The 433-nt window shown below is 64.2% G+C and carries 1 protein-coding gene; it reads right to left on the bottom strand.

Features of this window, described 5'->3' with window-relative positions:
* Positions 1-433 (bottom strand): transposase domain-containing protein (locus HH308_RS29395; RefSeq protein WP_170197835.1); only part of this gene is annotated, 433 nt, incomplete at both ends.

Below are 433 nucleotides of genomic sequence, written 5' to 3'. Positions count from 1 at the left end.
TGCATTCTCCGGCGTGTCGGGTACGTCGACAACCGTGCCGTCGATCGCAACGAGCCGTCGACCGGCGAGCCAACTTCCCGGAGTGTCCGGGCCAGCCAACGGGCCCGCGACACGGGCGAAAAGATCACGTACCGGCTCGTACCCCAATCGCGAACGTGCTTGAAAGATAGCGGATTTCGTTGGCGCAGCCCACGAGTGGCGCCACCGACTCGTCCACGACAACCCGTCGGTCAGCGCCGCATAGACATCCTCGTACGAGCCGTCGGAGAACAACGCCATGCCAATAGCGAAGTACGCCATCACCCGCGCCGGCAACGCCCGCTGACGCTGCTCGGTGCGCCCCGCAGCCGCGATCACCTCATCCACCACGTCAGCCGGAAACACCCTGGTCAACAAACCCACCGACACCAAATCCGACAAACGACGATCCGAC

This window comes from Gordonia asplenii (genome assembly GCF_012933505.1).
GTDB lineage: Bacteria > Actinomycetota > Actinomycetes > Mycobacteriales > Mycobacteriaceae > Gordonia > Gordonia asplenii.
Note: the sequence above shows the minus strand (reverse complement) of the source record. Positions and strands in the feature narration are given on the sequence as shown.